Genomic DNA, 14101 nt, shown 5'->3' with positions numbered 1-14101 from the left:
AAGCCACGCCAACCCTATTAGTGCTCACACGGCCTACGAGCTGGGGTTAGTCACAGAGCTTACAGACAATACCGAACAGGCCACACAGCGCATGTTAAATATATTACGTGAACGCTCCCCCGATACACTGGCAGCGATAAAGCGCGTTACTCAACAAAGCTACACAACAAACCAACGACAAATTTTAGCTAAAGAAACGTTTAGCCAAATTCGCTTGTTACTCAATCCTAATACTAAAAAAGCAATTGCCAAAGCAAAAGGGAAAACAGATATAAGCTATGCAAATTCAAAACGCTGGTAAGACTAAATTAGCATTTAATAATAGTGCGTATTTGCTAACGTTAATTTCTTTCTATATTAATGAGCCATTATCATGAAGTACTTGCTTAGCAGTGCAATTATTTTACTGTGCTTAGGGTGTGCTAAATTAATAATGCACTTAATTGGTGGCAGCTTTCCTGCACCGCTCCTTGGCATGGTTATTTTACTGAGTTTATTACTGTTAGGTGTAGTGAAAGAGCACCATATTAAACCCTCGGCCTCCCCTATTTTAAATATTATGCCAATATTTTTTATACCCGCGGGGGTAGGATTTATCGAGCACATTGCACTTATTAAGCTGCATTGGCCCTATTTGGTTTTGGTTATTTTGCTAGTCCCTGCCAGTACGCTTTTACTGGTAAGCAGCGTTGTTGGCTATGTTAAAGGTAAAAATAACAATGACTGAGCTGCACCTTACGCTATGGTACTTAACAACTCCCGCTATTATTTTGCTGTTTTTATTATTAAGAGCGTTTAATAAACACTGGCAGCACAGCATAGTAAAGTCGCTCACCAACCCAGTGTTTTTAAGTATTGCGATTATTGCCTTAGTGCTTGTTAATTTAAAATTACCTTATGCTGATTTTTCTAGGCATAGCCAACTACTTAGTTGGCTATTAGAGCCTGCTATAGTGGCACTGGCCTTACCTTTGTATCAGCAGTTTATACATGTAAGAAAAAATCTACTGTTAATAGTAAGCACCTGTAGCTTAGGTATTATTAACGCCACTGTGGTGGCTTTTATTTTAAGTATTTTGTTTGATGTACCCGCCAATTTAAGCGCCTCCGTAGCTGCATTAAGTGTAACTACGCCTATTTCATTAATAGTTACTGAGTCTTTAGGGGGGATTAGCTCTCTTGCCGCAGCATTAGTTATATTTATTGGCTTACTAGGTGCACTCTTTGGGTTAATGCTCATTAAGTGGGTAGGTGTTAATAACCAGCAAGCTCAAGGAATAGCAATGGGAACTGCGTGCCATGCTATAGGCACCGCAGCAGCACTGGACGAGCACCCAAAAATAGGCGCGTTTTCCTCGGTTGCTATGGCTTTAAGCGCATTATTAACCGCCATAATAGTCCCCGTGCTATATCCTTTTTTAGTCAACACTTTGCTATAGTTAGCAAAAAATAATTACGCAATATAAAGAGCCCACTATGATCAGTTCTGAAATAGAACAATTTGAAAAATACTACACCATGCTCACTGAGTATTTAGTTACCTACAGCATGCAAATTGTGGGTGCCGTTTTTATTCTTATACTGGGTTTGTGGGTGGCTAAAAAACTCTCAAATTTAGTCGCTAAATTGATGGCTCGTCACAATGTCGATATCACGCTTACCAGCTTTGTCAGTAACGTGGTAAAAGTATTGCTTATTGTGATGGTTGTAGTGATAGCGCTTGGCAAAATAGGCATTAGTGTTACCCCCTTTGTAGCGGCTATAGGTGCTGCTTCTCTAGGTGCGGGTTTGGCCTTACAAGGAATGCTTTCAAACTATGGCGCTGGCCTTGCTATTATTGCCACGCGCCCTTTTGTGGTAGGCGATACCATTGAAGTAAAAGGGGTCAGCGGCCAAGTAAAAACAATTGAGCTGGGTTACACCATTTTAATTGATGAAGAAAAGGTAGAAATCACTATTCCTAACAAGCACATAGTGGGTGAAATTATCCACAACTCGTTTAGCTACTCGTTAGTTAAAGGAGAAATAGACATAGCCTATACTGCCTGCGCTGATACCGCTGTTAGCCTTATTGAAGAAGTATTAAAGGCTCATGATCAGGTGGCTCAAAACCCTATTTCTCAAGTGGGCATAGAGCGCTTTGCCGATAGCGGCGTAACCATTAGTTATCGCTATTGGGTGCCTACAACCAAAATAATAGAAACCAAACTTGCTATTAACGCAGGCGTTTATAAAGCCATTAATAGCGCTGAGATAGAAATACCCTTTCCGCAGCGGGTGGTTACTATTAAAGAACGCGACCTTTCTTAATAAAAAACAAAGCCGCTTAATGCGGCTTTGTTGTTTTTTAGCTTAAAGCAGTAATAAACTGCCTAACCCTAAAAAGGTCACAAACCCAACTATATCGGTAACCGTGGTTAATATTACCGAGCCAGAAAGCGCAGGGTCTATTTTCATTTTGTCTAAAATAGACGGTATAACAACCCCAGCTAACGACGCAGCAACTAAGTTAAGCAATATAGCAACGGTAATTGTAATGCTTAGCATTATGTCGCTAAACCAAACAAAGGTGAGCGCGCCAATCACTAATGCCCACACTAAGCCGTTCACCGCCCCCACCCGTAGCTCCTTTTTTAAAAGTGCATTGCGGTTAGAGTCGGTTACCTGGCCAAGCGCTAAACCGCGCACTATTACCGTTAAAGTTTGACTCCCGGCGATTCCGCCCATAGAGGCCACCACAGGCATAAGTACCGCCAGTGCCACAACCTGCTCTATTGTTGCGCCAAATAAGCCAATAAACCAAGATGCTAAAAACGCAGTGGCTAAATTTATACCCAGCCAAATTCCCCGGTTTTTAGCACTCTTTCTTACACTGGCAAACAGGTCTTCGTCTTCGCGTAAACCACCAGCTTTGGCCGCAGCTTCGTCGGCAATTTCTTGGCGTAGTTCGTATGCCGAGCTAATGGTTAAACGCCCGACTAATTTGTTATCGGTATTAACCACCGGCATGGCCATTTTTTCACTGTGAATAACCACTTCTGCCGCTTCGTATAAATCATCATCAGCATGCAATGATGAAAAATCATAGTTTGCCAGCGCCAATAGGTTATCGCCTTCATCGGCTTTTATTAAATCATTTACTGCAAGTTCACCTATTAGGCTGCCTTGGCGGCTAACTAAATACACAACTTCGCTGTATTGCGGCAAACCTTTGTGCAGTAATTTTTTAACACCTGCAATTGTTGCTTTTTCAGTTATTTTTAGAAAGTCGAAACCAACCCAGTGACCTAATTGCTCAGGCGGATACTGCTGAGCAAGATCGTATTGTTTCGTTTGTGCTTCATCGAGTTGCTTTTTAGCATAATCAACAAAGCGCTCAGGAATAACCTCTTCAAGCTCAAGTAATTCTTCAACATTCACTTCATCTAATAGCGCGTATGCCTCGCTATCATCTAAGGTTTGTAGTAACCATAAGCAGCTGTCATCACTCAGGGTGACAAATATTTCATGCTGCGTGTCTTTATCTAATAACTGCCAAATTTCTAGACGCTGTTCTTTTGGGATGGCCTCAAAAAGTAGCGATAGGTGCTCAGTAGATAAATTAAGCTGTGCATCGGCTAAAAGCTGGCTTTTTTGCGTGTGTGTTTCGCATTGTAATAAATCGTTTATTAGCTGCGGTAGTTGGTCGACTGGATACTCAATCATCTTGAAACCTTAAATTTTAAAATGCACATTGCTTATAGTTTACTTGAACAATAAAAAATTGCAGAAAAAACCTAAACTTATTAAGACGCTTTAAGCTTTGATGGTTGAAACTGCGCTCATTATTTTTGCGCATTGTAGGGGTAAAAACACCAGCGATACTACTGTTTATTTTAAAAATTAAAAAAGAAATTATTGCCCTTATTTTTAACCAAAAAAAAGCCCATAACGCTAAGCTGTTATGGGCAAAGTCACACAATGAAAAAGGGGAATTAAAATCTATCGGTTAAGTTACGTATTAGGTCAGAGTCCACAAACTGCGTGACCATTGCAGCACCCCATGCATATGCACGTTGTATTGGGTAGCCTTTAAATATCCAGCGTTTACGAACATGGTTAAAACGCTGCAAATACTGCTGCTTAGCACGCGGCAAAGGTGTACTACTTAGCTTATCCCACGCTTTATATACGCCCGACATGTCAGAGCCGCGCATAAAACGTTGCAACCAACGCGAAAAGCGCGAAAAGCTAATGGTTGACTGAAAATCAATGATATAAGGCTTGCCATCGCTACCACATAATATATTGCCCATATTACGTAAATCTAAATGCACAATGCCTAGGCGGTGCATTTTTGCAACTTGGCGTTCAAGCTCAATAAAAAATTCAACAGGCAACGTCTCACCCTGGTGTATTAAGCTTCTAAGCGGCGTGCCTTCTATGTAGTCATACGCCACCGCTATCGGCGATAAACGACTAAACCGATTAGCAACTGCATCAAGCTGTGCTAAGCGGCTCAACCCTTTAAATTCTTGATTTACAGAAAGCTTGGCAAAGGTTTTACGAATAAACCACGGGCTTTGGCTAAAGTCTTTTACTATTAAGTCGAACGTATCATCTTTGTACCTGTATACAATTGCGTTCGCAAAACGCCCTTTATGAACAACACTTAAATACTGTTGCATAAATACATGCTCAGGAAACTGCTGCTGTAATTGTGATAACAACTTATTTTCAATCATAACAAACCTAACAAGATGATAACTTTAATTGCCTAGGCAACTATATTAGCAAAGTTGGATTTGCCGCACAATTAGATCTAGTACTTAGCAGGCTAAGTTTTTATTGAAACAGTATCGCTAAAATGTTGATAATCTTTTTTAGAGATTTATGAGGGTGTATCTAGGTTGTTTATTGCTCGGTTTAGTAAGTCCATAACGCTGTGTTTTTCATTTTCAGAAAAGCCGCTAAGTGCTTTTTCGTACACTTGATTTACTAAGGGCATTATTTGCGGATAAAGCGCTTTGCCCTTATCACTTAAACTTAAAAGTGTAGAGCGTTTATCAAACTCACATTGTGTTTTTTCAATTAAGTCTTTTTCTTCTAAACGCTTTAACAAACGGCTCATCGCCCCTTTATCGTACACCATATGATCGCTCAGTCCGGCTAATGTGTTTACTGAGCCACGCGCTAATAGCACTACCACAATATATTGCGCAGAGGTTAAGTCCATACAATCGAGTTGGGCATCAATGTGTGTAGCAATTTTTGAACGTAAAAACGATATCAACCGGCCTAGGTCTTGCTCTGCTACGAGCATTTCGGGGTCGGCGTTTTGTACTGAAGGCATACTTTGTTGCATATAAGGGTTACTCTGTTTATTCAAAATGCGTGTAATAGACTACACATAATTAATAAAATTCCCTAGGGTTAGCGTACTTTCAAAAATAAAAATTTGTTCTAGCTAGGGTCTGACATGTTTGGCGTTAATACTGCGTTATCGCCTATGCCTTTACAGCAACCTTAAAATATAAGCACAGCTTTACCAAGTAAAGGTACCTTGCTAAAAATTCAACCTCAAAAAGCAAACAGGCCCTAAACTATTTTGTATTTAAAATAAAAAGCCGCAACATAAGTTGCGGCTAGTAGTGGTTTATGTAATGCCGTTTTAAATTTTAAACCTTAAACTGCCCTATTAATTGTCCTAAGTTTTCACCGCGCCCTGCTAAATGCTGGCTAACCTCAGAGGTGGCCTTACTTGCTTGGGTTAGTTCATTAACAATTTCTTGAATGGCAAACACATTACGGTTTATCTCTTCTGTCACTGAGCTTTGCTCTGTTGCAGCGGTTGCAATTTGCGTACTCATGTCGTTAATGGTGGTAACCGACGTAGTCACAGCACCTAAACTTTGCGATATATCTCGCGATGACTCAACTGAGCGATTACAACTTGCTTGGCTCGCCTGCATGGCATTTACCGCGGCGCCTACTAAGTTATGTAATTCACTGAGCATTTCACTAATTTCATGGGTACTAAGTTGTGTACGACTCGCTAAGCTCCTTACTTCATCAGCCACCACGGCAAAACCCCGGCCTTGCTCGCCGGCACGTGCGGCTTCTATCGCGGCGTTAAGTGCAAGCAAATTAGTTTGCTCGGCAATGCCACCTATTACACTAAGTACACTGTCTATTTTTTTAGATTGCTCACTTAAAGAATTTACCTGATCAGCAGCTAGGTTAATTTCGCCCATAAGGTTGGAAACTTCACTTAGTGATATATCTACGCACTCTTGCGCTTTTGCCACTTCTAGCGTTGCCGTATGAGTAGACTCAGCAACTTGCGTGGTATTTTTAGCCACTTCGTGAGAGGTGGCCGACATTTCGGTAATCGCTGTAGCAACTAAATCTGTTTCGTGGTTATGATTAAGCAGTTTATTTTCAAACAGTTTTGTTTGCGAATTGATATCGCTTGAGGCATTTTTTACATCATTAGTAACATCAGCCACATTACTTATAATGCTTTGCAGCTTGCTAACAAACACATTAAACGATTCGCCCAACTGCCCTATTTCATCGTGCGTATGTATAGCTAGGCGTTTTGTTAAGTCGCCTTCACCTTTAGCAATATCATCTAAGCTTTGGCCCATTATTTGGATAGGTTTAACCATAGCGTTAGACGCTAAAAGTGCGCCCACTACGCTAACCACAACCCAAAATAAGGCAATCAATAACAAGGTGGTTATTTTTTCGCGAGTATGCGATTGCATAGTTTGTTTATAATTTGCAAGCTCTGTTTGTATATCATCCATATAGGCACCCGTACCAATCATCCAATCGGTACCTGGTATCATTACGGCATACCCTATTTTCTCTACTAACCCGTTGGTATTTGGCTTTTGAAAATGGTAATTAAATGCCCCGCCACCTTTACGTGCTTGCTCTAATAATCCAACAATTATTTTTTTACCATTTGGGTCTGTCATCCCTATTTTATTTTGCCCCTCAATAGCACTTCCTAACAGGGCATGGAACACGCTAACGCCACGTGTGTCGTAAATAAAAAAGTAACCGTCGTCACCAAAAGTAAGCTCCCTAAGGACATTTTTAACACTTTGTGTTGATCCGTTATCCAACTGATGGCGTACCAACTTGCTTGCTATTTCCACTTCAGTGGCAAGTAACGTGTGTTTGTCTTTAATGAGTTTAGATTTAATTGTTTCAAAATTTTGTTGCTGGTTTTGTGATTCTAAATAGTACGAGCTGGCCATTAAGCTAATTAATAACAAGCTCAACGGTAAAATAGCCAGTAATAAAAGTTTATTTCTCAAGCTTAAGTTACTCATTAAATCTCCACAAATAGGTATGCACGTTATCACTGTCTGCTTTGCAGTAATTAACGCAATAAAGTAAGCATTTAATATGTCACTATTTATATCAATTTATAAATAGCGCAGGGGGTTGCCAAGGGCTGGCAAGGTGGGCGCATTATAATTAGATTACAGCGCTTTAGATATACATTATTACTCGACATTAGTCGCAATTTCCTATCGAAAACACTGTGCAGTAAGGCATTTTCATTACCTTTTACTTAGTTAACACTCAAGCAATTCCACCACTATTCATCTCACATCAAGGTAGCCAGGCATTTTTATTTAACATATAATCATCACAATTCTAATAATAAATACTTATACAAAAAGCGGGACAATGTTCAACGTTAACTTAGGCTGTGGTTTTTAAAAATAATAATGAAGTACTTCTTATGTCTAACGTTGTTGATTTGTTTAAACGTGTGCGCTCAACCTGCTAACAAGAGCATTGCCTTTTATTACTCATCCCCCATGCCGCTGGCTGAAATGACCTTTTATTCACGGGTTGTTGTGCAGCCGCAAAGCATCACTCCACACGAACTTAATTGGCTTAAAGAGCGCAACATTAGCGTATACGCTTATTTAAGTGTGGGAGAATCGTTTACTGAAAATGAATCCTCAGTAGCAAAAAATCCACACTGGAATAGCCATATTGCTGATTTAACCGCTGAGCATTGGCAACAACACCTGCAAAAACAAGCACGTGAATTACAAAAACGAGGCTTTAACGGTTTATTTTTAGATACGCTCGACAGCTACCAGTTATTAAAACCCGATTACGATAAAGCGGCTCAACAAGTGGGGCTTGTGAATATAATCAAAGGTTTGTCGAGCACATTTAACAAACATTTAATTTTAAACAGAGGGTTTGAGCTACTGCCACAGCTTAACGATTACGCCTCTGATTTAGTTGCCGAGGGGCTATTTAGCCACTTTAATCCAGTAAATAACAGCTACAAACTTACCACTGAGAACGATCAAGCTTGGTTAAATGAAAAGCTTCATAAAGCACAATCACTGGGCTTTAACGTACAGGTAATTGATTACGCTAAACCACAGCAGCGCCTTGCGATGGCTGAGCAAATTATTGCCCAAGGTTATGCTCCTTGGGTTACTGATGGGCACCTTCAAACTTGGGGGACATCAAATATACAGCCAGTGCCTAGGCGCATACTTATTCCATACAACAGTAATGTAAAGCCACTTATATACACCACGGTTCACTTAAAGCTTGCCACAATGATTGAGTATTTAGGCTACATACCTGATTACATAGACATGGCTAACACGCCTTTACCTAAAGTAGATACCAGCCTCCATGCTGGCATTATCTCTTGGACGACGAGCGATCAATTTTATAATGCACAGGTTATTGAGTGGCTCGAAAGTAACTTAGGCGTGGTACCGCAACTGGTACTTGGCGAGCTCCCTCCTTCTAATAAGTTACTTGAAAGCTTAGGAGTAGAGCCTTTTAATTTGCCTTCAAATGGGCCTTATAAACTCGCAGCTATGGCATCTTGGCTCAAAGGTGAGTCAACCACTGCGCCCGCTATTGTAAAGCCCTATTTATTAACACTTGCAGAGAATGCGCAATCATTAATATCAATACACGCTGAAGATGGCACCACCCTAACCCAAGGAAGTAAAACTAAGTACGGCGCACTTATCGCGGCACCTTGGCTTATAGATACATTGCCTATGGAGGGCAGTAACTGGGTTGTAGACCCCAAAGCCGTGTTAACTAAGGCAATGGGGCTTGCACCTATACTTGCCCCAGATACAACTACATTAAGCGGTCGGCGTATGCTAACCCTTCATATTGATGGCGACGGCTTTACGAGCATTGCGCACTTTGCAGGTAAACCTTACGCAGCAGAAGTTGTGCGCGATGAAGTTATAAAAAAATACAAGCTACCACTGACCTCCTCAATTATCCAAGCCGATATTGAGCCCAACGGATTGCATGGCGCTGACAGCCCAAAGCTTGAAAAAATAGCCAAGGAAATTTTTGCGCTTCCTTATGTCGAAGTGGCATCACACACTTACAGCCATCCCTATTTTTGGACAGCCTTATCAGGTAGAAAAGAAATAAATAAAGACGACACCGACTACGGGTTTCATTTAGATGTACCCGGTTATGACGCCATCGATTTAAATAAAGAAATAACAGGCTCAATAAATTACATTAATGAGCGACTCGCACCAAAAAATAAAAAAACCGTGATGATGCTATGGTCAGGTGATGCAACCCCAGGCCCAAAAGCCCTCAAACTTGCGCGAGATGCCGGTGTAATTAACGTTAATGGAGGAAATACCAATGTAAATGCCGACAATCCAAGCTTGTCGCATATATCACCTATTGGCCGTCCTGAACGAGATTTGCTGTATCAAATATACGCGCCCATTTTAAACGAAAATGTTTACACCAATTTATGGCACGGCCCTTACTATGGTTTTAAACGCTTAGTAGAAACATTTGAAATAACCGAAAAACCATACAGGTTAAAGCCTTACACAATTTACTTTCATTTTTACTCTGGCGAAGTGCCAGCAGGGCTTGATGCGCTGCATTACAATATTGATTACGTATTAGCCAGAGAAAATACCCCGGTGCATTTAAGTCAATATGCACGCATTGCCAAAGATTTTTATTTTTCTGCGCTTGCTAAAAATACGCGTGGCGAATGGCTATTTAGTTCTAAATATATAAAAACGCTGCGCTTGCCTGCTATTTTTGATGTGCCCAATATGACTAACAGCCAGGGTATTTTAGGGGTAACCGCGCAAGGAAACTATATTCACGTGGGCGATGAAATAGCCACCATTAACTTTGATCATACAACGCCAGATAACCAACCTTATTTGCTCTCTGCTAATGTCGCGTTTAGTAATTGGCAGGTAAACGGCCCTGTCAGCTTTAAAGCGTGGATTGAGGCTAAAATTGAGCTTAAAAATGCTCGCAATTGTCAATTCATTTCGCATATGGGAAAGCGCTTTAGCGGAAAAACCTTTGGCAATACAACGCAGTTTACATTACCTGCTGGCGACTTTTATGGCTATTTAAACTGCGCAACAAGGGCTCAATAATGAATAACAAAAAGCGCCCTCACTTAGTATCAGTTAAAACCATTTTAATTATATTAGCAGTTAGTTGTTTTTCACTTTACGCGCTGTTTCCGCACACCTTATTTTTTGAAGATGACTCGCTATCGCAAGATTATACCTTTGAAAAAACCTACTTAAATGCCGCATTAAGTAGCGACCCTAATAATGAAAAACTACGCGCCAAAAAAATAGCCATTCACCTGGGCTTAAATGAGTATTCGCAAGCGACTAACGAGCTTGAAAAACTCCCTAAAAGCGATACAAAAACTGAATTAGAAATAAAACTTTTATACGCATTGTGGGTTGATAGTGGCGCAAATAAAGATGACCGTTTTGAAGAACTAACACTTAAACTTGCGGCATTTAAACACTGGGATAACCAGTTATTAAATATAGCTAAAGCCACAGGGCTCAATGCAAACGTAGCGCAATATTATGAGCAACACGCACAGCCATTATTAGCCGCTGATTTTTGGTTAGGCGTAGGTGAGCCTGGCAAAGCGCTCGCTATTTATAAAACCCACATTAATGCCGATGTAGCCCAAAAAGCCATTGAAACCGCACTGGGTGCTAACAATCCAAAACAAGCTTACACATGGTGGAAAAAATACGGTGATACCGCTAATACCGAGCGTACATTATATTTTGCAAGCTTAGCGGGTGATAATAAAGAAGCCTTAAAAGCAGTAGAAAAATTATTAAAAACTCAGCCTAATAACAGCGAATATTTAACCAAAGCCATGCATTTAAACTTAGCCAATGGCAATGCAAACGCAGCTGAACAATTAATCGCAAAGTTATTACTTAAAACACCCAATGATAAAGCGCTGAGGCTTTTAAATTGGAAAATTATGCGCTGGCAAAATAAGCCTAAACAGGCGCTTAAAGAATTTAAATGGTTAATGGCCCATAAAGCCGTTGATGTAGCTATGCTGACCGACAGCATTAATGATGCGAATGCCTTGTACTTATATCAAGATGCCAACGACATTTACGAATATAAAGCGCAAAACCGACAGCTTAAAGGAAACGGATTTGCAAATTGGATGCAAACCAACGAATTTATTGGTAACGCAAAACAAGAGCTTAATCATATTGAGCGCTATGAGCAAATAAACGGAAAAACACCTCTTTCACAATATTGGAAAGCCAAGGTGTTACACGATACCGGTAATTTAGCTGGACTGAGAGCTTTGTGGCCTCACTACGCAGGGCCAAAAAACGAAGAAGACTTACTCTGGCTTGCAAGAGCGCATTGGTTAAACGATGACTTTACAACCGCTTTGGCCATTTTAAAGCAAAAAGCACATAGTAACGATGATGAGTTTTGGGGCGCCCGCGTTGATATGGCTTTGCGTGTAAATGATAAAAAAGAAGAGCTGTACGCTTTAGAGCAATTAAAAAACATTAGCCCACTGAGTGTAGGTGATATGCTGCATTATCAGCAGCTAAAATTTGCCGACAACCCACAAGGGTTATTAAATTACCTATGGCAACAAACCGCACTCACTGATAGACAGTTAATCCAAATTACCTTATTAAGCACGCAAATTGGCGATGAAGAACACGTTACTCGTGCTCATCAGGCTCTTGAAAAACAACGTTATAATAAAGCGCTTTACCCTGCATGGTTAATATTATCAAACTGGTACCAAAATCAAAGTGACTTAAATTACGCATACACAACACTTAACCGCGCAGCAAAACTAAGTGAATACAATCCCGATGTGGTACTAGCGCAAGGCTGGCTTGCATTGCAAATGCACGACACCATTATGATTAAGCGTATTTTAGCTAACTACTCAAGCAATGAACCCAGCCGAGAGTGGGCACAATTACTGGCCAGTTTATCTATTCATCAAAAAGCCTTTAATAGTGCTTATTTTTATCTGCGCCAATTAGCCATTAGTAACCCTCGAGATTTAACCACTTTAGTAAATTTAGCCGATGTTATGAACCAGTTAGGCTACTACGCTAATGCCAGCGAACTTAAACATTACTTATTAAACCATTTACCAAAAGACAAATACGCATACCGAGGTTTAATGATCCAATGGGCCGGCGCAATGGCCGTGCCCCACTTACGCCAATTTAGCAGCTTAGATGACATAGCGCCTGAGGCTATAAACAACGCAACCGCCAACTGGTGGTTAGCCAGACGCGCAGCACAAAAACTTGAGCCATGGCAAAAGCTACAGTTAGCTATGAGCAACGGCGAGTTTAATAAAGTAAAGGCACTGGTAAATACGCAAACGTTAGGCAAAATAGATGAGCTAAGTGCTTTGCTCTATTTAAGGCAGCCTTATGCAACTATGCAGCGTTGGTATGAGGAGTTAACACACGAGCCAACACAAGCCGAAACGTCTTTATTACGTAACGCCCGCACCAGCTACTTTAGAGCATTAGAGATCAACCTATCCCCTGAGGCCGGTTTAAATACCAGCCAGTACGATGTAAATGTTTATTTTCCGTATGCTAAAGGGCAATGGAAACTTAGCATTAGCAATCAACAAAACCTAAATAACAACGGCTTACTGTTTGCCGTAGAAGATAAAATGACATGGGGTCGTTGGTACTTTGATGCAAAAGTAGACTCTCACCTGGGCAATTTAATGAGCCGCCAAGGCTTGAGCCTAGATGCGCGTTACCAGTGGGACTCACGCACGCAGGTAGGCGTAAAACTTGAGCACAACGTTGAAAACCGCCAATCAGAAACCTTACTTAGCTTTGCCAAATTAAATAAAACCACGGCTTATATAAATTACGCTATTGATGGGCGTCAAAACATGCAGTTCTCGGCAGCCGCCATGGCATTTAAGCGCCGCAGTGATAGCTCAACGCTTGTCAGCGGGCAAGAATATAACGCCCGCTATCAATACACTATTTTAAAAGACCGCCCTATTTGGAGTACTTATTTTAGTGCTCAATGGCAAGACTTTGAACGCACATTAGTCCCTTTAGGCATAGATCAAAGAGCACGACCGCTACTTATTGATATACAACCTTTTAGGCGCTTTGCTCTGGGCACTTCGCTTTCGTCAAACTCAAACTTAGCCCCCCCTTATTTAGGCGAAAGCCCCTCGTGGTTATTCGACATCAGTACGGGTTATCAAACGTTAAACAACACTCTCGACATTTCAGTAACAAGTGGTGCGGGCTGGTCAGTGCTAGGGGATGATTTATTTAAATTACAGCTGGGTTATCAAAGTAGTAATAAAGTGGGTAACTCAGATACACAATTACAATTAGGCTATTACGTACATTTTTAATGTTAGGAGAGAATATGTTTCGTTTAATCATACCGTGTTTGGTATTAGTGCTCAGTGCATGTACCACCAGCCGTGTGGCTGATGATGTAGAGCTAGGACCATCAACTACCGTGGCTTTAATGCCTTTGGTAAATCATGCGCAAACCCCCTTAGCCGGTGAACGTGCAGAAGATATACTGGCAAGTATTTGGCAGCAAAATAAGCTTCCTACGTTATTACGTGCACCGCGCAGTAACTCTAAAGACCTTCCGCCACTTGACGATCAATACCGTCTTGATAACGCCATGCAGTGGTTAAGCACACAGCAAACAGACTATGTGTTATCAGGTAGCATAGAAGAATGGCGTTATAAAGCGGGCCTAGATGGCGAGCCGG

The 14101-nt window shown here is 41.0% G+C and carries 10 protein-coding genes and 1 pseudogene; 7 read left to right on the top strand and 4 right to left on the bottom strand.

The window, feature by feature from the left end; translation table 11 throughout:
• From L650_RS0123235 to L650_RS0123220, 4 genes and pseudogenes are all read left to right on the top strand, one after another.
• Nucleotides 1–301, top strand: a pseudogene (locus tag L650_RS0123235) (enoyl-CoA hydratase); the annotation flags it as partial.
• A gap of 72 nt (nt 302–373) precedes the next feature.
• On the top strand, nt 374–727 hold the full coding sequence (locus L650_RS0123230; protein ID WP_004586211.1) for a CidA/LrgA family protein: 354 nt from the start codon (nt 374–376) through the stop codon (nt 725–727).
• Nucleotides 720–1439 (top strand): LrgB family protein, encoded by a 720-nt coding sequence (locus L650_RS0123225; RefSeq protein WP_085065567.1) that lies wholly within the window; start codon nt 720–722, stop codon nt 1437–1439. Before L650_RS0123230 ends, L650_RS0123225 begins: the two co-directional genes overlap by 8 nt.
• 37 nt (nt 1440–1476) lie before the next feature.
• Nucleotides 1477–2310 carry a mechanosensitive ion channel family protein gene (locus L650_RS0123220; RefSeq protein ID WP_029774567.1) on the top strand — a complete coding sequence of 278 codons (834 nt, stop codon included), beginning with the start codon at nt 1477–1479 and terminating at the stop codon, nt 2308–2310.
• Between the two features lie 42 nt (nt 2311–2352).
• Here the strand turns inward: L650_RS0123220 and L650_RS0123215 are convergent, their stop codons facing one another.
• From L650_RS0123215 to L650_RS0123195, 4 genes are all read right to left on the bottom strand, one after another.
• Nucleotides 2353–3705: a magnesium transporter gene (locus L650_RS0123215; RefSeq protein WP_024033089.1), complete on the bottom strand. Its 1353-nt coding sequence runs from the start codon at nt 3703–3705 to the stop codon at nt 2353–2355.
• Nucleotides 3706–3974: 269 nt separating this feature from the next.
• Nucleotides 3975–4724 (bottom strand): hypothetical protein, encoded by a 750-nt coding sequence (locus tag L650_RS0123205; RefSeq protein WP_004586207.1) that lies wholly within the window; start codon nt 4722–4724, stop codon nt 3975–3977.
• Between the two features lie 146 nt (nt 4725–4870).
• Nucleotides 4871–5344 (bottom strand): MarR family winged helix-turn-helix transcriptional regulator, encoded by a 474-nt coding sequence (locus tag L650_RS0123200; protein WP_029774565.1) that lies wholly within the window; start codon nt 5342–5344, stop codon nt 4871–4873.
• Nucleotides 5345–5657: 313 nt separating this feature from the next.
• Nucleotides 5658–7325, bottom strand: a complete 1668-nt coding sequence (locus L650_RS0123195; RefSeq protein WP_029774564.1) for a methyl-accepting chemotaxis protein — start codon at nt 7323–7325, stop codon at nt 5658–5660.
• Between the two features lie 405 nt (nt 7326–7730).
• Here L650_RS0123195 and L650_RS0123190 point away from each other — a divergent pair, with 405 nt between their 5' ends.
• The 3 genes from L650_RS0123190 to L650_RS0123180 form a co-directional block, all read left to right on the top strand.
• Entirely contained in the window at nt 7731–10439 is a 2709-nt protein-coding gene (locus L650_RS0123190) for an endo alpha-1,4 polygalactosaminidase (RefSeq protein WP_029774563.1), read from the top strand.
• Nucleotides 10439–13726, top strand: a complete 3288-nt coding sequence (locus L650_RS0123185; RefSeq protein ID WP_029774562.1) for a tetratricopeptide repeat protein — start codon at nt 10439–10441, stop codon at nt 13724–13726. Before L650_RS0123190 ends, L650_RS0123185 begins: the two co-directional genes overlap by 1 nt.
• A 14-nt stretch (nt 13727–13740) precedes the next feature.
• On the top strand, nt 13741–14101 hold a 361-nt coding region (locus tag L650_RS0123180; protein ID WP_029774561.1), incomplete at its 3' end, for a hypothetical protein.

This window comes from Pseudoalteromonas sp. TB51 (genome assembly GCF_000498055.1).
GTDB lineage: Bacteria > Pseudomonadota > Gammaproteobacteria > Enterobacterales > Alteromonadaceae > Pseudoalteromonas > Pseudoalteromonas atlantica.
Note: the sequence above shows the minus strand (reverse complement) of the source record. Positions and strands in the feature narration are given on the sequence as shown.

Coding starts and splice junctions, on each gene's coding strand:
- L650_RS0123230 (WP_004586211.1), top strand. CDS start 374: ATGAAGTACTTGCTTAGCAGTGCAATTATTTTACTGTGCTTAGGGTGT.
- L650_RS0123195 (WP_029774564.1), bottom strand. CDS start 7,325: ATGAGTAACTTAAGCTTGAGAAATAAACTTTTATTACTGGCTATTTTA.
- L650_RS0123225 (WP_085065567.1), top strand. CDS start 720: ATGACTGAGCTGCACCTTACGCTATGGTACTTAACAACTCCCGCTATT.
- L650_RS0123190 (WP_029774563.1), top strand. CDS start 7,731: ATGAAGTACTTCTTATGTCTAACGTTGTTGATTTGTTTAAACGTGTGC.
- L650_RS0123215 (WP_024033089.1), bottom strand. CDS start 3,705: ATGATTGAGTATCCAGTCGACCAACTACCGCAGCTAATAAACGATTTA.
- L650_RS0123185 (WP_029774562.1), top strand. CDS start 10,439: ATGAATAACAAAAAGCGCCCTCACTTAGTATCAGTTAAAACCATTTTA.
- L650_RS0123220 (WP_029774567.1), top strand. CDS start 1,477: ATGATCAGTTCTGAAATAGAACAATTTGAAAAATACTACACCATGCTC.
- L650_RS0123205 (WP_004586207.1), bottom strand. CDS start 4,724: ATGATTGAAAATAAGTTGTTATCACAATTACAGCAGCAGTTTCCTGAG.
- L650_RS0123200 (WP_029774565.1), bottom strand. CDS start 5,344: ATGCAACAAAGTATGCCTTCAGTACAAAACGCCGACCCCGAAATGCTC.